Source organism: Bacteroidales bacterium (genome assembly GCA_022647615.1).
Classification (GTDB): Bacteria; Bacteroidota; Bacteroidia; order Bacteroidales; family UBA932; genus Egerieousia.
Genome location: JALCKZ010000001.1, coordinates 443291 through 460495, shown reverse-complemented (window position 1 = coordinate 460495; position 17205 = coordinate 443291). Strand labels below are relative to the sequence as shown.

At 41.9% G+C, this 17205-nt stretch carries 18 protein-coding genes and 2 tRNA genes; 10 read left to right on the top strand and 10 right to left on the bottom strand.

The window, feature by feature from the left end; genetic code table 11:
• The first annotated feature begins 15 nt into the window (after positions 1 to 15).
• Together LKM37_01985 and LKM37_01980 are read left to right on the top strand one after the other, a co-directional pair.
• Positions 16 to 1284, top strand: a complete 1269-nt coding sequence (locus LKM37_01985; protein ID MCI1719783.1) for a 3-deoxy-D-manno-octulosonic acid transferase — start codon at positions 16 to 18, stop codon at positions 1282 to 1284.
• Positions 1285 to 1299: 15 nt separating this feature from the next.
• Positions 1300 to 2547 carry a DUF1343 domain-containing protein gene (locus LKM37_01980; GenBank protein ID MCI1719782.1) on the top strand — a complete coding sequence of 416 codons (1248 nt, stop codon included), beginning with the start codon at positions 1300 to 1302 and terminating at the stop codon, positions 2545 to 2547.
• A 15-nt stretch (positions 2548 to 2562) separates the two neighbouring features.
• On the opposite strand, the gene LKM37_01975 is transcribed toward LKM37_01980, so the two are convergent.
• Positions 2563 to 2847, bottom strand: a complete 285-nt coding sequence (locus LKM37_01975) for a hypothetical protein (GenBank protein MCI1719781.1) — start codon at positions 2845 to 2847, stop codon at positions 2563 to 2565.
• Positions 2848 to 3097: 250 nt separating this feature from the next.
• Between LKM37_01975 and LKM37_01970 the strand changes: the two genes are divergently transcribed.
• Positions 3098 to 4633 (top strand): YifB family Mg chelatase-like AAA ATPase, encoded by a 1536-nt coding sequence (locus tag LKM37_01970; protein MCI1719780.1) that lies wholly within the window; start codon positions 3098 to 3100, stop codon positions 4631 to 4633.
• A gap of 6 nt (positions 4634 to 4639) precedes the next feature.
• On the opposite strand, the gene LKM37_01965 is transcribed toward LKM37_01970, so the two are convergent.
• Genes LKM37_01965 through LKM37_01955 form a run of 3 tightly spaced genes read right to left on the bottom strand, consistent with a single transcriptional unit; the run spans position 4640 to position 6555 of the window.
• Entirely contained in the window at positions 4640 to 5134 is a 495-nt protein-coding gene (locus LKM37_01965; protein MCI1719779.1) for a metallophosphatase family protein, read from the bottom strand.
• A gap of 51 nt (positions 5135 to 5185) precedes the next feature.
• Positions 5186 to 5785 (bottom strand): threonylcarbamoyl-AMP synthase, encoded by a 600-nt coding sequence (locus LKM37_01960; GenBank protein ID MCI1719778.1) that lies wholly within the window; start codon positions 5783 to 5785, stop codon positions 5186 to 5188.
• Positions 5782 to 6555 carry a 16S rRNA (uracil(1498)-N(3))-methyltransferase gene (locus LKM37_01955; GenBank protein ID MCI1719777.1) on the bottom strand — a complete coding sequence of 258 codons (774 nt, stop codon included), beginning with the start codon at positions 6553 to 6555 and terminating at the stop codon, positions 5782 to 5784. The genes LKM37_01960 and LKM37_01955 overlap by 4 nt, the downstream gene beginning before the upstream one ends.
• Before the next feature lie 173 nt (positions 6556 to 6728).
• Between LKM37_01955 and LKM37_01950 the strand changes: the two genes are divergently transcribed.
• Genes LKM37_01950 through tsaE form a run of 3 tightly spaced genes read left to right on the top strand, consistent with a single transcriptional unit; the run spans position 6729 to position 8652 of the window.
• Complete coding sequence (locus tag LKM37_01950; GenBank protein ID MCI1719776.1) at positions 6729 to 7949, top strand: heparan-alpha-glucosaminide N-acetyltransferase domain-containing protein; 1221 nt, start codon at positions 6729 to 6731, stop codon at positions 7947 to 7949.
• Positions 7949 to 8191 carry a hypothetical protein gene (locus LKM37_01945; protein ID MCI1719775.1) on the top strand — a complete coding sequence of 81 codons (243 nt, stop codon included), beginning with the start codon at positions 7949 to 7951 and terminating at the stop codon, positions 8189 to 8191. Before LKM37_01950 ends, LKM37_01945 begins: the two co-directional genes overlap by 1 nt.
• Positions 8192 to 8211: 20 nt before the next feature.
• Positions 8212 to 8652, top strand: coding sequence for a tRNA (adenosine(37)-N6)-threonylcarbamoyltransferase complex ATPase subunit type 1 TsaE (tsaE, locus tag LKM37_01940; GenBank protein MCI1719774.1), 441 nt, complete (start codon positions 8212 to 8214; stop codon positions 8650 to 8652).
• On the opposite strand, the gene LKM37_01935 is transcribed toward tsaE, so the two are convergent.
• The 5 genes from LKM37_01935 to LKM37_01915 are packed head-to-tail and all read right to left on the bottom strand — an operon-like array spanning position 8645 to position 12726.
• Positions 8645 to 9763: an endonuclease/exonuclease/phosphatase family protein gene (locus tag LKM37_01935; protein MCI1719773.1), complete on the bottom strand. Its 1119-nt coding sequence runs from the start codon at positions 9761 to 9763 to the stop codon at positions 8645 to 8647. The two genes, tsaE and LKM37_01935, sit on opposite strands and share 8 nt — an antisense overlap.
• Positions 9764 to 9790: 27 nt before the next feature.
• Complete coding sequence (locus tag LKM37_01930; GenBank protein ID MCI1719772.1) at positions 9791 to 10585, bottom strand: rhomboid family intramembrane serine protease; 795 nt, start codon at positions 10583 to 10585, stop codon at positions 9791 to 9793.
• Positions 10582 to 11211 carry a hypothetical protein gene (locus tag LKM37_01925; protein MCI1719771.1) on the bottom strand — a complete coding sequence of 210 codons (630 nt, stop codon included), beginning with the start codon at positions 11209 to 11211 and terminating at the stop codon, positions 10582 to 10584. The genes LKM37_01930 and LKM37_01925 overlap by 4 nt, the downstream gene beginning before the upstream one ends.
• Positions 11139 to 12407: a DNA mismatch repair endonuclease MutL gene (gene mutL / locus LKM37_01920; GenBank protein MCI1719770.1), complete on the bottom strand. Its 1269-nt coding sequence runs from the start codon at positions 12405 to 12407 to the stop codon at positions 11139 to 11141. The genes LKM37_01925 and mutL overlap by 73 nt, the downstream gene beginning before the upstream one ends.
• Before the next feature lie 4 nt (positions 12408 to 12411).
• Positions 12412 to 12726: a hypothetical protein gene (locus LKM37_01915; protein ID MCI1719769.1), complete on the bottom strand. Its 315-nt coding sequence runs from the start codon at positions 12724 to 12726 to the stop codon at positions 12412 to 12414.
• A 73-nt stretch (positions 12727 to 12799) separates the two neighbouring features.
• On the opposite strand from LKM37_01915, the gene ispF reads away from it, so the two are divergent.
• From ispF to LKM37_01895, 4 genes are all read left to right on the top strand, one after another.
• Entirely contained in the window at positions 12800 to 13282 is a 483-nt protein-coding gene (gene ispF / locus LKM37_01910; GenBank protein MCI1719768.1) for a 2-C-methyl-D-erythritol 2,4-cyclodiphosphate synthase, read from the top strand.
• 273 nt (positions 13283 to 13555) lie between these two features.
• A tRNA-Gln gene (locus LKM37_01905) sits at positions 13556 to 13627 on the top strand.
• A gap of 21 nt (positions 13628 to 13648) precedes the next feature.
• Positions 13649 to 13722: transfer RNA gene (locus LKM37_01900), tRNA-Met, on the top strand.
• A gap of 402 nt (positions 13723 to 14124) precedes the next feature.
• Positions 14125 to 14682 (top strand): hypothetical protein, encoded by a 558-nt coding sequence (locus LKM37_01895; GenBank protein MCI1719767.1) that lies wholly within the window; start codon positions 14125 to 14127, stop codon positions 14680 to 14682.
• A gap of 378 nt (positions 14683 to 15060) precedes the next feature.
• Here LKM37_01895 and LKM37_01890 read toward each other — a convergent pair whose 3' ends face one another.
• The gene (locus LKM37_01890) at positions 15061 to 17082 is read right to left on the bottom strand and encodes an LruC domain-containing protein (GenBank protein MCI1719766.1); all 2022 of its coding nucleotides are present in this window, start codon (positions 17080 to 17082) and stop codon (positions 15061 to 15063) included.
• Positions 17083 to 17205 lie beyond the last annotated feature (123 nt).

Below are 17205 nucleotides of genomic sequence, written 5' to 3'. Positions count from 1 at the left end.
AAAACTAAACAAGTCGTGAGGATATTGTATAACATCGGGCTGAACATAATGCCCTTTTTTGTCGCGATAGGTTCTTTGTTCAGCAGAAAAACAAGATTGTTTTATAGGGGGAGGAGGGGACTGATTAAGAGGGTCTCAGAGGAAGTAAAACAGGGAAATCCTATAATTTGGTTTCATTGCTCTTCAGTTGGAGAATTTGAGCAGGCGCGTCCGATAATTGAGTGGTATAAGAAAAATAAGCCGCAAAAGAGAATACTTGTAACTTTTTATTCTCCAAGTGGTTATGAACTCAGGAAAAATTATAATCTTGCAGATTGGGTCTATTATCTTCCGATTGATACTCCGTCAAATGCCCGTGCTTTTGTTGCTGCGGTAAAACCGGAAAAGGTGATATTTATTAAGTATGATTTGTGGTATAATTTCTTGCGTTGCATACGTAAGAGCGGTGCTGAGTTATACCTCGTTTCCGCCATTTTCCGTCCTTTCCAGCCATTTTTTAAGTGGTACGGCAACTTTTTCTGCAATATGCTTAAAGAATTCACAAAAATTTTTGTTCAGGATGAGGAATCCAAAATGAATCTTAAGCGGATTGGAATCTCCGGGAATGTTTTTGTTAGCGGAGATACCCGTTTTGACAGGGTGCATGAAATTACAATGAAGAGCAAACAATTCCCTTCAATTGAAGAGTTTGTAAAGGATGGCTTTAGCGTTGTGGCCGGAAGCACGTGGTTGCCTGATGAACAGATGATTGCGAGCGTGATGAAAAATTTTTCCAAAGTGAAACTTGTAATAGCGCCTCATGAAATTACAAAAGAGAGAATAGATAAAGTTGCTGAAATTTTTAATCAATACGGAGTAGTGAAATTTTCTGAACTTGTGGAGGGGACGGCAGATAATAATGGAGGTGCGACGGTTTCTTTAAAGACGCAAGGAAAGAGAGTGCTTATTATTGATTGCCTTGGAATTCTCTCATCTCTATATAGATATGCGGAATTTGCTTATATAGGCGGAGGTTTTGGAGCTGGAATTCATAATATTCTGGAGGCGGCAACTTACGGATGTCCCGTTGTGTTCGGCCCTAATCATAAAAAATTCCAGGAGGCTATAGATCTTCTTAAACTTGACGGCGCAACTTGTGTTACGGATTCCAACGAGTTTTATGAAATCTTGGATAATTGTGTTAAAGACAATGAATTGCGCACGTGGAAGGGAAACGTTTGCAAAACTTATGTGGTAGGGCATATTGGCGCAACTGAAAAAATTGTGAGCAAAATAGAGGGTTAGTAAATACCTGTCGTGATGAAAAATATTCTAAAAAATTTTTTAGCCGTTGCAATAACGGCAGCGCTTTTTGTTTTTTCAGCAAATGTTGCTGCGGCGCAGGATGATGAGAATGATGCCAATGTTTCCGTCAGCTCTTCTTGGTGGAGATATGATGCTGATATTCAGCCAGGTGCATGTTCAGTAGGCGACTATATTCCGCTGCTTAGAGGGAAGAAGGTATGCTTGCTTTCTAATCAGACGGGAATGATTAATGAGAAGACGCATGTTGTGGATACGCTTGTTTCTTTGGGAATTAAGGTGGTTTGTCTGATGTCTCCTGAGCATGGATTCAGAGGGCAGGCAGATGCGGGGGAGCAGGTTGGGAATTCCGTTGATGCTAAAACAGGTATTCCTATCCGTTCTCTTTATGGGAAATCTGATCTCACCACTGACCAGCTGATGTCCGGCTTTGATGTGGTAGTATTTGATTTGCAGGATGTTGGAACACGTTTTTATACATACTATGTTACCATGATTAACATGATGGCAAAGTGTGCAAAATATGATAAAGAGTTTATTATTCTGGATAGACCAAATCCGCTGGGCTTTTATGTTGACGGTCCAATTCTGGATATGAAATATAAATCCGGAGTGGGAGGTCTGCCAATCCCTGTTGTATATGGAATGACGTTGGGCGAGCTGGCAAATATGGCAAATGAAAAAGGATGGCTGGAGGGAGGAGTTCATTGCAGCCTGGCTGTTGTCAAATGCAAAAATTACACTCATGCAAAACACTATAAGCTTCCTGTTAAACCTTCACCTAACTTGCCTAATATGAGGGCGGTATACCTGTATCCATCTTTGTGTTATTTTGAGGCTACAAAGGTAAGTCTTGGCAGGGGAACGGATTTTCCGTTTCAGGTTTATGGCAGTCCGGAAATGAAGGGATTTAGTTTTTCATTTACTCCGCGCAGCGTGCCGGGTGCAAAAAATCCTCCTCTTCTGGATAAAGAGTGTTTTGGAGAGGACTTAAGATTATATCCTCTTACACAAGAGGTTAACAATAGGGGAATTGACTTGACCTATTTAATTAATGCATACAATGCAAGCGGCAAGGGAGATGAATTTTTCTCCGGCTGGTTTGAGAAGCTAATAGGGCAAAGATACGTTAGGGAAATGATAGAGGAGGGGAAATCCGCCGATGAGATAAAGCAGCGCTGGAGCGCTGATGATGAGCAGTTTATCAAAGAGAGGAGACCTTATCTGTTATACCCGGAAAAGTAGGCTGATTGTCGTTTTCTATTTGTAATCCTGCAATATTTCTTGGATGAGTTTTCCAAGTTCTCCGTTTTTCAAATTTTCTACGTTAGCAAGGTAATATTTGAAACCGTTTTTTCTATCGCATTTTATCTTAACGCCAAAATCCTCCTCAATAGCGTCCTTGTGATTATGAAAAGTTCTCAAAGGTAATTTCTCTTTGAATTTTTCCTCGTACATTTTATTCAGTTCAGAATAGGAAATTTTTTTGGCATGGTATATTGCGCCAAGCATCCAGACACATTTTGAAAATAAACTGGTAACCATATTCTTAAGTTTAAAAATCTGCACAAATGTACAAAAGACTTGTGCCAAATCGTGACACTATTTAGTCCAAATGAGACTGATGGTTTTTATTCTACATGAATCTTTTGTATCAATTTGCTTTGAATTTACGATTGTTCATTTTTCACGCATTGGAGCAAAAAAGTAAATGGTGCTGTTTTTATCAATTGGATCTGTTTTGATAGTGCTGCTCAATATATTGCGGCGTGTAAAATAATTTTGAGGAAGTATTATGTTGTGTAAAGTTTTTTGCGCCAGCGGGAGCGGACTGGAAGCGGTGACGGTAACAGTTGAGGTTGAGGTGACTGATGGAATTCAATTTTTTCTTGTTGGTCTTCCCGATAGTGCCGTTAAGGAGAGCCAGCAGAGAATCGGCAGTGCGTTAAGTCATTACGGCTTTCGCATACCCGGAAAAAAGATTGTTATCAACATGGCGCCCGCCAATATCCATAAGACGGGTTCTGCATTTGATGCTGCCATTGCAATTGGAATCATCTGTGCATCAGGGCAATTGGATGTTGATTGTCTTAGCGATTTTTTCATAATGGGGGAGCTTGCTCTTGATGGAACTTTGCGTCCTGTGCAAGGGGCGCTGCCAATAATAATTCATGCGGCTCAGCAAGGTTTTAAGGGTTGTATACTCCCGACAGCTTCTGCAATGGAGGGGGCGGAAATTGACGGCATAACCGTTTTTGGAGCGGAGAATATCGGGGATATAATTGAGATTCTTAAATCTCCGGAAACTGCTGCAGATAAGGTTGTTAAAATATTGGAGGATGGAGATTATCCGTCGGGAGAAATAAAAAAATTTGATTATGATTTTGCTGATGTCAAGGGACAGGACACTGCAAAAAAAGGATTGGAAATCGCCGCGGCCGGCGGACATAATGTGCTGATGGTGGGGAGCCCCGGCTGCGGAAAAACTTTTATGGCAAAGTGCATTCCGTCCATCCTTCCGCCTATGGAAAAAGAGGAGGCGATAGAGACCAGCAAGATATATTCTATTGCAGGTCAGTTTGATGCGACAAACGGGCTTATGCGTACAAGACCGTTCCGCGCACCTCATCATACTATAACAGTCCCCGCGCTTGTTGGAGGGGGAGCCAGCGGAATGCCGGGAGAAATCTCGCTTGCTCACAACGGAGTTTTGTTTGCAGATGAGTTTGCGGAGTTTGGCAGGCAATCAATTGATGTGCTGAGGCAGCCGCTGGAAGATGGTGTTATTCAGGTGAGCAGAGTGAAGACGAAGTATGTTTACCCTGCGCGTTTTATGTTTGTTGCAGCAATGAATCCTTGCCCTTGCGGTTTTATTTATGATGATCCGGGGAAGTGCACATGTTCTTCCTCCGCAATAATGCGCTACCGCGGAAGGGTATCGGGCCCCGTTTATGATAGGATTGATATTCACTTGAATGTCAAGCAGGTAAAGCCTGGAGAAATTATAGGGAGCGCGCAGGCGGAACCAAGTGAAAAAATTGCCGCGCGTGTTTTGGCTGCAAGGGAGATGCAATTTGAACGGTATAAAAATGAGAAGTTTTTTACCAACTCGCAGATTCCTCCTTCTAAGCTGAATTACTACTGCGGATTAAGCCAGAAGGAGCAGATTTACTTGAGGAATATCATTCAGAAATTAAAAATTTCAGCAAGAGGGTACAGCCGCATCTTAAAGATAGCAAGGACAATAGCTGACCTGTCGGGAGAAAGAAATATTTCCATAGAGCACATAGCCGCTGCCATCCAGTTCCGCTGCAATGACCGGCTAGAATAGGCAGCCCTACACTTTCCGCTCCCACTGCCCAAGCTCCAGGTCCTTGAGCTCACCGTTTTCAATTTTGAATCTGAGGGCGGTACGCACTGTGTGAAAGCCCATTACGCCTGCAGCACCGGGATTAAGAACCATCATGTTCCTCTTTTTGTCGTTCATTACACGCAAGATATGCGAGTGTCCGCAGACAAAAATATCGGGCTTTATTTCTTCTATTAATTTGAAAGCATTGTAATCATATCTCCCGGGAAATCCGCCAATGTGCGTCATCAAAATTTTCTTGCCGCCGGCATTAAAAGATTGATACAGCGGCACTTTTTCTCTCACGTCCCAATCATCGCAATTCCCGTAAACGCCTATCAATGGCTTAAATGCAGCAATCTCATCCAGCGTGCGCTCATTGCCAAAATCTCCAGCGTGCCAAATCTGTTCTACAGGTTCCAGGAACTTGCAAAGCTCATTGTCAAACAATCCGTGAGTATCTGATATTAATCCTATGTACATAGACTTTTCCTGAGAGATTACTTTTTGATAATTGTAATGTTTCCTCAGAGATTATTTTCTGATAACGGTAACCTCTCCCTTGAGACCGACCTTGATAATCTGTGATGCTTGATGGGTAGAATTTTCTTCCATGGATTTGTCAACAATCAAGTCCACGGAATTTTTAATCTCTTCCGGAATTTCTTTGAAAGATTGCGGAGCCGGTTCTCCGGAAATATTTGCAGAGGTAGAAACTATAGGCCTGTGCAGTCTGAAAATAAGCTGTTTGCAAAATTCATTGTTTGGTATTCTTATCCCGACAGTTCCGTCTTCCGCTACCACGTTTTTTGCAAGTCCCATGGCGCCGGGGTAAATAATAGTCATTGGAGCATCATTCACTTCCAGCAGCTCAATTGCAACTTGCGGAATCTCTTTGATGTAGCGGCCAATCATATCCATGTCATTAACAAGGGTAACCAAACTCTTGCTCTCCGCCCGTTTCTTAATTTCAAAAATCTTTGCAACTGCCTCTGCATTAGTGGCATCGCAACCCAGGCCCCAGATAGTATCTGTAGGATAAAGAATGGTGCCTCCCTTTTTTAATACATCAACCGCCAGTTTAATTTGCTTGTCCATTGCGGGACTGCATTTGTATGAATATTGCTCTTTCATGATTTTGAAAAATAAACTTCAGTTACTGCTGCCAGCGCCGCAGTCTCAACTCTTAAACGTGCTGTCCCCAAGGTAATTGCAGAGAATCCGGCATCTGCGGCCAGCTCAATTTCTTTCTTTGAAAAATCTCCCTCCGGTCCAATCATTATTGTAATTTTAGGTTTGCCGCAACTCTTATCGTCTGAATTGCCTGCATTGGCATTGCCTGACATTGCATTGCCTAAGCAATCTCCATTGTTAAGTGCGCTGCGTAAAGAAATCTTCTCCGCCTCTTCACAATGTGCTATAAGCTTAATTGCATCTGAACCTTTCTGTGTTTTCAGAAAATCTGCAACACTCATTTCATCCTCAATAACAGGTAAATACGCTTTTAAAGATTGTTTGGTTGCGGAGAGTGCAATAGCTTCCAGCCGCTCTTTTTTTATGCGGGTTCTTATAGAATGTTCGGAGATAAGCGGAACCAGTTTATCAATTCCAAACTCGGTAGCCTTCTCCAAAAACCACTCATACCTCTCAATGTTTTTTGTGGGGCAGACAGCCATCGTGAGTGAATAATTTCTTTTCCCTATCCCGACAGATTTTTCTGCTATTTCACACTCGGCTTCTTTCCCCGCGCTCAGCAATTTGCACCTGTAAAGCCCTCCCTCTCCGTCAATTACATAAACAGTATCTCCAGGCTTGTTTCTCAGCACTTTAACGCAATGTCTTGTCTCGTCTTCCGGCAAAATAATCTTGCTGCCGGTTATGTTCTTGGAGTAAAACAGTTCCATATCACAAATGTACCATAAAATTCACTACTTTTGCACTAGTCGGTTGCACAGCTCCGTCTCGCCTTATCCATCCTCGCCTCCCCTAATTTTGCTAAAGCAAAAGGGATCGGCTGCGGCTGAGCCGGCTGCGGCGGACTGTTGCAAACCGACTAGAAGTCAGTATTTTGCATTATATGGAACAGGTAAAAACACAACGTTACATTGCACTGGATGTCCTTAGGGGCATGACAGTAGCCGGAATGATAACCGTAAACAACCCCGGGAGCTGGGCGCATGTATTTCCTCCGTTAAGGCACGCATTATGGGCGGGCTGCACACCAACAGATTTGGTGTTTCCGTTTTTCCTGTTTGTGGTAGGAGCCGCGATGGCCTTCTCATTTGCCAAATACAATGAGAGCCTGTCGGGAAAAAGCGTAAGAAAACTTATAAAAAGAGGATTGCTGATAATACTTGTAGGTCTGGCACTTAATGCATTCCCGTTCTATCCGTTGAATCCAAATCCGGTTCTGAACTGTCATGAAAATTATATGAATTATCTGCAGCACATCAGATTATTTGGAGTGCTGATAAGAATCGGATTCTGCTATATGGTTGGCGGACTGCTGGCGTTGTGGCTTAAAGAACCAAAGAAAATAATACCGACAATGGCTTTGCTTATTGCGGCTGAATGGATAATTCTTGCAATCACCGGAGATGCTTCATCTCCAATGGTTAATGGAGCAAAAGGAATATTTTCAGCTGCCGGCCAGGGTTCCGGAATGATTGATATTAAAGTAGTTGGAGAGAGCCATGTGTATCACGGAGAAGGATTCCCGTTTGACCCCGAGGGTTTGCTTGGAATCTTAACCGGTTCATGCACAGTTCTTTTAGGCTTTATGATTGGCAACCTTGTAAGGAAGGCGCAGGATAAAATAAAGGTAGTAACGCAGTTATACACTATCGGCCTGATTTGCCTTGCTCTGGGTTTAATCATCAGCATTTGGGAGCCAATTATAAAGGCTTTATGGACAGGCTCTTATGTCCTTTATGCAGGAGGCTGGGCAATTATTATGCTGGCGTTCTTTATCTACTTCATAGATGTTAAAGGAAAAGTAAAGGCGTTCACTCCGTTTAGAGCATTGGGAATGAATCCGTTATTTGCATTTGTAATGGCGGCGTTCTTTGTAAAGATTCTTGGAATGATGATTCATTGGACGTCAGTTACAACTTTAACAAGCGGAGCTGTTGGCCCAAGGAATTTTTCAGTACTGTCATGGTTCTATCAATATGTATGTGTGGGACTTATAGGTAAGAGCAATAATATCTCTTCTTTGCTGTTTGCCCTTTGCTACGTAGCGGTATTTACCGCAATGGCTTATTGGTTGTATAAGAAGCACATAGTAATCAAGTTATAATGATTAAGCCGTTTAACTATAAAGGAAAGATTTTAAACGCCGTACAGTGGAATGGAGTTAATATGCAGGAAGTCAGCGATTTTGCAGGCGACAAGCTGATGCACCCTCATCTTTGCATGGGCTTTGTGTATTTGTATATTCTTACTCCCGACGGGATTTGCCAGGTGAATGAGGAGGATTATATAGGCAAAGATAAAGAGGGCAATTGCTATGCAATTCCGCAAAACGAGTTTGAAAAATAATCTGTCGGGACAGAAAAATTATGGCTGACATTAAGAAAATAATTGAGATTAAGACTCTTGCAGACATAGACAGAGCTGCGGAAGAGTTTATAAAGTTTATATCAGAATCAGATTTGCAAAGCAATATTTTTGCTTTTTACGGCTCAATGGGGGCGGGGAAGACCACGTTTATCAAGGCAATTTGCAGAGCGCTTGGTGTCAAGGATAATGTGAATAGTCCAACTTTTACAATCATAAATGAGTATGCTTCCGCAAAAGGCTTCCCGATATATCATTTTGATTTTTACAGGATTAACAAGCTGCAAGAGGCTTATGATGTTGGAGTGGAGGAGTATTTTGCCGGCAACGGATTGTGTCTAATTGAGTGGCCGGAGAAAATAGAATCAATTCTGCCGGAGGGTCATATTTCCGTAAACATAAATGTCAATCCCGATTTGAGCAGGACGGTGAGCATTAAATAATCAGCTCTGCTACAACAGGGAAATGGTCTGACATAGAGGATTTTATAGTAGTATGGCTTATGCTTTCAAAATCGGCCGGAAACAAAACATAGTCTATTCTCAGCAGCGGCCACAAGTAAGAAAATGTTGCGGCAAACCCTTTTCCGGATTCTCTAAAACTGTCTTTTCTATCTTTTGACAACATGTGATATGCGTATGACATCGGCGTGTCATTGAAATCTCCGCAAATAATTGCAGGATAGGGACTTCTCTTGATGTGTCCAGCTATGATGTTTACCTGGTTCGACCTGCGTATTACCGTGCCTTTTACTTTTGCGTGGACATTTATAAGATCGCTGGTGAACTCTTCCTGGTTACTTCTGCGTTCATGTCCCAGACGCTGAACAAGAGAGGTAAATGAGACGTTATAGGATTCCAGATGATTATCATAAATTCTTATCATCTTGCCGTAATGGTCTATGTCTGCGTAAATTGCAAGATTGGTGCTGTGATGGAAACTTATGCGGCCTCCGTCATTTATTTTAAACTTGCTTAAAATAATGTTTCCAAAAAAATGTCCGTTCTTAACTTTGAACAAATGGTAAACGCGATATTTATAATCCGGGAAAACTTCTCTGACCTGATCTTTATTCTCTAAAAAAGCCTCCTGCAGGCAGACAATATCAGGGTTGTTGCGCTTCACCTGCCTTTCAATCATTTTGATGACAAAAGTCCTGCTGTGAGCCTGTCTTGAGGATGAGAACATTCCTGTATTGTACGTCTCAATCTTCAGCTTAATTCCCTCTCTCTGAATCTCTTTGTTGTTTGCGATTTTAAAAAAAGATTCTGCATACAAAAGTGAGGGAAGCAAAACCACAATCGGAATCCACGCGCTCTTGCTTCTCCATATCAGCGCAATTAGCAGAAGAATAAAATTAATTATCAGGATTGGGATAAAATAAAGTCCAAAAAACAGAGGCACCGCAAATTTTGACGGATTAACGTAAACGGCTATGTATGAGAGAGCCATGCAGGCTGCTGCAATAATCAAAATAAGCCTGTATGAAACTCCAAAGAACAAAGGAGTTTTCCTTTTCCTCTCCTTTCTATCTGAATAATAAGCCGGTATCATTCTTTTTTATATCTGTCGCGACAGATATTAATAGTACATTTTTCCTTTTTTCTTCCAATAAACTATCATAAAATAGCCAAACAACATTCCTCCCAGGTGGGCAAAGTGAGCAACATTTCCTCCCATTCCGGTAACTCCGGTTATTAATTCTATTGCGCCGAATATCATTACAAACCATTTGGCTTTTAGAGCAATAGGGATAGGGAAGATTAACTGCAGCTGATTGTTTGGGAATAACATTCCGTATGCCAGCAGCAGTCCGTATATAGCTCCGGATGCTCCTACGGTTGGTACATTAAGACTTTGGAAATATGGCACAAGGGCATTTGCTTTTGCATAAACCGCAGGGCTCATGCTCCTTAAAATTTCCGGATTCTGAAGAGCCTCAAATGCTTGGCTTACACTATTAAAGCCAATTGCGTGCATTGCCTGTGCAGCAGATGCATATCCTAAAGTGTGAAGAATATGCTGGCTTTGCAGAAACAAAACTCCGCTGTGGCAAAGCGCCGCTCCCAAACCCGTTACAAGATAAAACAGCATGAATTTTTTACCGCCCCACACGTTCTCCAATATGCAGCCAAAGAAAAACAAAGTGTACATATTAAAGAAAATATGCCAGAAGCCGCCATGCATGAACATGTGCGTAATTAGCTGATACGGACGGAAATAGGGGCTTTGAAAATGGAACAGGGATAACTTCTCGTACATTGGATTGCCAATGATGAGCGTTGCAATAAACATAATAACGTTTATGATTATCAGATTTTTTACAACCGGCGGAATTCTGCTCCACCATCCTCCTGAATTGCTATAATAACTCATAATAATTTCTTTTTTAATTCATCTGCGGTGACAGTTGTCATGCAATAACCTCCTAGCGGATAAATTGCAGGGTCTTTACATGCTAACAGCTCATTAACCAGAGCATTAGCCTCCATGTCAGTCATTGCGGATTTCAAAGAAAAATTAGAATGCCTTATGGCATCAAGCGCTATTTTCTCTCTGAATTTAATATCAAATCTATCATTTTGCCCATCTCCGTTTTCAGCCTGATTTTCTTCATCCTCCAGCTCCTCCGCAAGATTGGCAATAAAATCTTCTATGTTAATTTTTTCCCCGTTGAAGTCAGAAGGAGTGCCGTAAACAAGAATACAATCCTTCCCAAATTCTCTTATATCAAACCCTAAAGATTTTAATCTTTCTGTGTTACTCATTAATACAGAGAAAGATGCATGGTCCATATCAACCGTTTTAGGGAACAGTTCCTCTTGTATGGCGGGTTTGGCGTGTACTAGAGAACTCAGATATTTCTCATATGCAATTTTACCGTATGCTCTTTGTATATCAATGAGCAGCAAGCCATTGTCCGATGCCGTCACAAGAAAATCTCCCTTGATTTGAAGAAACTTTTTTTCTCCTCCCTCGCCAACAATTTGTTCTCCCTGCATGACGCCAATAGTTCCCGGGACACCTGACTCTTTTTTGCCGGAGGCGGAACTCTCTGTGTCAAAGGGATTAAACAAAGGGTCATAGTTTTCAGCGGCGCGTGAAATCCTCCTGTTCTGAATTTTTCTCTCTCCTCTTTGGACATTGTGAACCCGTCCTTTGTGGATATCTCCTGCGGAACCCCTTCATTATCAAAATCTATCGTGGGAGCAAAAGCATTTTTCCCAATAGCCTCTTTTACTGAAGCCTCTAAAATTTCAAATATAACCCGCTCATTTTCAAACTTGATTTCAGTCTTGGACGGATGGATATTTACATCCAGTTCCCCCGGCTCAACCTCAAAGAAAACAAAAAATGAAGGAGTGTCCCCATCGGGAATAAGATTAGAATATCCCTGCAGCAAAGCCTTGCGCAAAAACGCATTGCGGAAAAATCTTCCGTTTGCAAAGAAGTACTGGTTTGTCTGTGTTTTCTTTGCAGATTCCGGATTCCCAACATAGCCGCTGATTTTCACCACTCTTGTATCAATCTTTAAATCAATTAATTGCTTAACCGCAGAAAGCCCGCTGATTTGCGCAATCCTTTGTTTTAAATTCTTGACTGGAGTAAGGTGCATTGCCTCTCTGGAATTGCTAATAAGTTTAAATTCAAGGTCCAGCCTTGTAAGGGCAACTCTTATAAATTCCGAGATTATTTGCTTGTATTCTGAATTATCTGATTTTAAGAACTTTCTGCGGGCAGGAATATTGTAAAAAATATTTCTTACTGCAATATTGCAACCTTCAGGACAAGAAACTTTCTCTGTTTTGTCTAAAGTGGAGGCAGCAATATGTACCTCTGTACCAATATCTTCCCCTCTTTTCCTGGTCTTAAGAGTTACATCTGCGCAGGCAGCTATAGACGCAAGCGCCTCTCCCCTAAAGCCAAACGTTGTAATGTGTTCCAGATCCTCCGCTGTATCAATTTTGGAAGTTGCATGACTCAAAAAACAAATCTTAGACTCCTCTTCCGTCATGCCGCAGCCATCATCAATCACCTGGATAAGGGTCCTTCCGCAATCATTGATAACCAGCATAATAGACTGTGCGCCGGCATCCGCGGAATTTTCCAGCAGCTCCTTCACAACAGATGCAGGTCGCTGAATCACTTCTCCTGCGGCAATAAGATTATATATGTAGTCTGGTAGAACCTTAAGCATTTGATTATTTGTACAATGCTATAAGTTTAGCAAAAACCTGTCCAAAATAAAGAAGCGCCACCATTATCGCAATTAACAGAAGATAAACAACATACCTTCTTGCACGGGTATATCCGTTGCTTGAACCCTCGCTTTTGCGTGAGGTAAATTTCATTTGTCTGAAACCACCGTGGATAATTTGGCCCGGAACATATTTTCCTTTATCCTGGCTCTCCGCGCTTTTCCTTGCTTCATCCATTGCTTCTGTCTTTGGATCATAGTATAGGGGTTTGTAATCAAAAACCCTATGTGCCGGCATGTGAAAAAATTTAAGTCCCATAATGATTATCTGTTTCACGCAAAGATAGAATAAAAAGCGTAAATTTACAGCCTGCTACATAACTCTGACAATTATGGAAATACGTATTGGCAACGGATATGATGTCCATCTGCTGGCTCCCGGGCTGCCGCTGGTTCTTGGCGGCGTAAAAATTGAACACACAAAAGGTTGTATTGCACATTCTGACGGGGATGTGATAATTCATGCCCTTTGCGACGCTCTTTTAGGAGCCCTTGCGCTTGGGGATATTGGCCAGCATTTCCCCGATACCTCGGATGAATTTAAGGGTATTGACAGCAAAATTTTGCTGGAGCGCACATACAAAATGATAACAGAACGTGGCTATCACCTTGTAAATGCGGATGTTACACTTCTTTTGCAGAAGCCTAAAATTGCCCCTTACGTGGTTAAGATGCGTAAAACTCTTGCAAATGTTCTTGATGTAGCTCCCGACAGAGTATCAATAAAGGCTACTACCACAGAAGGTGCCGGCTACATCGGCCGGGAAGAGGGTACCGCCGCGTATGCTGTAGTGATAATCTCTCGCACAAGCTAATGCCTTGTGGTTAAGCGCACTCCGTGCCAGGACTCGCGGTCTTACCGCTCGTCTTATAGATTTTTATATGTAAAATCTTGAAGTAATGATAATAAGGCCGCAGGCCCGCGCGGAGCGCGTGTATCTCCGCGGCGGTAGCCGCGTAAACCACAGAATTTTGCGCCGCTTTGTGGCGCAAAATATGAGTACGTAATTTTATTTTGCGAGCAAAATAAAATTATGTACTTTTGTGCCCGCCTTTGAGGAAACGTTCTTCAAAAGCGCATATCAAACTGAGATATGGTGTAATTGGCAGCACAGGAGATTCTGGCTCTCCCGGTTCGGGTTCAAATCCTGATATCTCAACAAATCTTGTAAAATACAAGGGGCGCGGTAGCTCAGCTGGTTAGAGCGCATGATTCATAATCATGAGGTCTCCAGTTCAATCCTGGATCGCGCTACTGAATAAAAAAGGGTGACCGTTTGGCCACCCTTTTTATTTATGGGATATTGGTTGTGCCACAACTTTGCAAAAAAGATTGATTTACAAATGTTTGCAAAATGTCGCTCAGAAGGGTCTGGATTTGGGTTTTTGTTAATTGATTGATGGTGTGCGTGTTAACGCATCGTTAAAATCAAAAATCGGAAAAATCAAATCGCTTAACTTTATGTGAATCAACATATTGTCAAAAACCCAAATCTAAGTGCCTCCTACGCGGTTTTTAAAATAGCCTCTAGATGTGTCTGTATAGAAGGTTGTTCCAGAAAAAAGAAAGTTTACTTAAATTTGATTCACGATAGTTCCAAAAACGTTGGACATGACCCATAAATAAACTGTCGGGATAAAAAAACATGCTGCCGTTATGAAAAAGATAATAGTTGTACTGGGTATGATGTTATTGTGCGGATTAAGCGCAAATGCGCAGAGCTCCTTGTCTTATAAGGATTCTGCATCTGTTTATGAAGGGACATGGAGATATGAGAATCCGACAACGCATGAGGTATTTACCATTCAATTAAAAAGAGTGATTGGAAGCAATGGCCCCAGCGGGATAATTATTTATGGCAGTTATTGTTACACTAAAAATTCCAATGTGATTTTGGATGCATTGGATAAAATGAAAGGGAAGTGTTATAATCAGTTAGAATGGCAGCAATTGGGGTGGCGGGAAAGAATGTCTTTTCCAATTCATATGTATGGAGGGCATGCGAGATGTATTGGCTTGGATTTTGACGATCTAACTTATAAAAAGTTTGAGAGTGGCGGATATGTTCAACTGCTCTCCACAAAGGCCGGAGATGAGAAACTTTTATGGTATCCGCAGAATGGAGAGGGCGTAAGGACTTATATCGTAGGCGAACCGGAAGAGCCGGATGGATTTTCTGTTCCGGTGAACGTGGTGATGACCAAGGTGCATTAGATACGCGTGTAAGGTTTTGCAAGGTTGTGGCACAACATTGCAAAACCTATCCACAGAGCGCAGGAGGCCGATTTTGGCACCCCCTCCAGAGGGGCCTGCTGAGCAATGCGCTTTTGCATGCTCACTTTGTTCGCATGCAGAGCAATGCGCTACAAGGCAGCGCATTGCATCGTGGTCTACGCGGCTACCGCCGCGGAAAGGCACGCTCCCTACGGTCGCGGGCCTTCTGCCTTGGGAACATCTGGTCGCGGCTGTGCCGCTCGTCTTATAGGTTTTAACATGTAGGGTTTTGGAGTAATGAGAATAGAACGTGTTGTCCGGACAAAAAAAGGGTGACCGTTTGGCCACCCTTTTTTTATGCTATTTCAAATTCCGTTATTAGTTGGAACTTGTAGTCTTATACCAATCTTTATGGACTGAATTATCTTTTGCCCAAGCAGAGAAGTAAGGGAACAGCAAGCTGATTTGCTTAGTCTCGCTGTAGCTGACATCCAGAAGCTTAGCCATATCTGTTGTTGTTGCATTTTCCAAATAGAATGCAAATGGATAGTAGCCGCCTGAATTCAAAACGTAATATATTCCGCTTCCCGGAACGGAGCAATCTTGTTGTGTTCCAAAGTAAGAGTAATCCATTAAGCTTGTAGGCGCGTTCATTGGAGTATGAAGTTCCCATCTCTTGCTTGCATCATTAGCGCTTGCTCTGTAGATAAATGCATTAATTGAACTCTCGTCACTTACAGTCTTTGTAGATCCGCTGCCATAATTAACTGTTACAACGTAAGTTGTAGATGCGGCTGAACCAATGCTGCTTGCAACATCATCTGTAAGAAGAACAACCTTTCCGCTCTCCTCTGTGTTTGCAGTAACAGCGGCGCCATCCTTTGTAACTGAAATAGTTGCACCGGAAGGAACAGTATTAAACATAAAGCCTATGCCGTTCTTAAGAGTTGTTTTGCTGTTAGGATAAAGTGTGAAAGAGAACTGCTCCTTAGTGATTTTATCTGAGTAGTTAAATGTCTTTGTATAAACATATTCAGACATTACGTCATTCATATCAAAGTCTCCTGTCTTAGGCCACAAATCCTCAAATGCGTAGAACCCGTATCTGCTCATAGTCGCAATAGTACCTGAACCATTAACTGTTGGGACATTAGTAATTGCAGGATTAGAAGTAAGTGCAAATACAACGTCTTCAAAGTTCTCATCATCATTTCTATCCTCAAATCCCATGATTATATCATTAGGATATGATTCATCTCTGAAGTATGCAGTATGTGTAGTAAGCGTTGTGCTCCAGCCTGTTCCCGCGGTTGCAGGGGTTGAACATGCGTAAAATACTTTCTGGCTGTGTGTGTCATAATAATCTGCAAATCCGTTGAAATACAGATTCCACATATTATTAGCCAGCACAAAACCAATTCTCAAACCCTTTGGAAATTTGGTAGTTGGAGCGGAAGTTCCGTCCAGGCCAAAATATTTCAGCTGAACTTTATCACCAATTTTAAGAGCCTTAGGGTATGCCTCATAACCAGACAGACTCCATTCAACCTGGCTGTTAGGGAAAATTGTATAGACTCTGCAATCCTTTATGCTTGCTGGTTGCTTACCATCTTCATAATAGTAATAGCCAACAGGGTTGTTCCAGCAAGTCTGACCCATGATAACCATTAATGTTAGCTCTGTGTTATCCTCTCCGGTAAGCAAATCTTCCTGGGTACGGTAAATATTTGATAATTTGGAGTTTATGCTAAATACGCTATTTGCAATCTTTTTTAATTTCTTCTGAGTTGTAGTTGATACCAAAGAAATTGAAGGGTCATTTGTATAGGATGCAATGCCTGTAGTTGCATCATAAGTTCCTAAATCATCATGCCAACCAAGCTTTGCAAAACGTGACATGTCAGTTCCATACTTTGTAGCCTTTGACGGGGCTTTTGTAGATGAAGCTAATGAAGCTACTGCATTTGTAGCATCTGCGTCGCTGACGGTTAGAGTTCCGTTAGAAACGGTTCCCTTCAAAACTCTTACAACTCCGGGTGTGTTAGCAACAATATATACCGTGCTTGCGTAAGCAGGCAGGTGAAGTTTGCCTGAGTAAATGCCATTTTCATCTGTGAATGCGGCATCCAATGCCGGAATTGTAGTATCCAAGGAGCCAACGTTGCTTCCGTTATTTTTGATTGGATTTTGATCATAAACATAAAACAAGGTTTCTCCGGCGTTAGAACTATATGAAATAGTAGCTGTTACAGTTTGGCTTGTAGCATAAGTCTGAGTGTTAGGATCGTCTGGGGTGCTGCTGCCAGAATTATTTTTCACGCAGCTGGTACCGGCTGCGATGAATAAAAACATTGCGCCCGTGAGGACGACATTTTTTAACTTAAACATATTCTGTATCATATTTTAATATTTTTCTTAACCACACCTGTTGTCTCCCGACAGGTATTTTTTTGGGGTCGCAAACGTACAAAAACTTTCCTAAAAGTAGTAATTATTCTTTTATAATTTGTACAAATTGCAACA